At 42.7% G+C, this 885-nt stretch carries 1 protein-coding gene; it reads left to right on the top strand.

All coding sequences use genetic code 11. From position 1 onward, the window contains the following. Positions 1 to 885: LD-carboxypeptidase LdcB/DacB (gene ldcB, locus ADF62_RS06795; RefSeq protein ID WP_048788423.1), on the top strand; the 885-nt coding region annotated here is incomplete at both ends.

Below are 885 nucleotides of genomic sequence, written 5' to 3'. Positions count from 1 at the left end.
CCAAGACGACCTTACTTGGTATCATGCTGACAAACAATCAGATGGAAGCTACAAGGTTCATGTAGACACAGCTAGCCATAAGGGCGATGCTGGTACCTATTCTGTGCATCTTTACTATATGTTGAATGGTAAGAGAACCTATATCACAGAAACCAAAGCCACAGTGCCTCAAGTCACTGAAACTAAAGTTACAGGAAAATTGACAAATAACGGTTCTTACTATAGTGTTCATGGTAAATACGATGATATTATCATTGTCAATAAGAAACATGGTCTTTCTAAGGACTATAACCCAGGTGAAAATCCTACAGCTAAGGCAGCCTTTGTTCGCCTTCGTGACGATATGATTAACCAAGGTTTGAATGTTGGACGTTCATACAGTGGTTTCCGTTCTTATAACTATCAAAAGACTCTTTACGACAACTATGTTAGCCGTGATGGTCAGGCAGCTGCGGACCGTTACTCAGCTCGTCCTGGATATAGCGAACACCAAACTGGATTAGTCTTTGATTTGACCGATAAATCTGGTAATTTGCTTGAAGATTCACGTGCTAGCCAATGGCTTAAAGACAATGCACATAACTATGGCTTTATCGTTCGTTTCCAAGCAGGTAAAGAAGCTTCAACTGGCTACATGCCAGAAGCATGGCACATCCGCTATGTGGGTAAAGAAGCTAAAGATATTCACGATTCAGGCTTGAGTTTGGAAGAATACTTCGGTATCCAAGGTGGCGATTATGCTACTAGCAGCGAACCTGCTGAAAGCAAACCAGCCACTACAGGTGCCATCAATCTTCCAGCGACAGGAACTTATAGCTTTACAGGTCGTGCGTCAATCAAGGCGGAAGCCAAGGTTTCAAGCCCAGAATTGGCCTACTATGACAA

Origin of the sequence: Streptococcus sp. 1004_SSPC, assembly GCF_001069025.1 — a bacterium.
GTDB classification, from domain to species: Bacteria; Bacillota; Bacilli; order Lactobacillales; family Streptococcaceae; genus Streptococcus; species Streptococcus vestibularis.
Note: the sequence above shows the minus strand (reverse complement) of the source record. Positions and strands in the feature narration are given on the sequence as shown.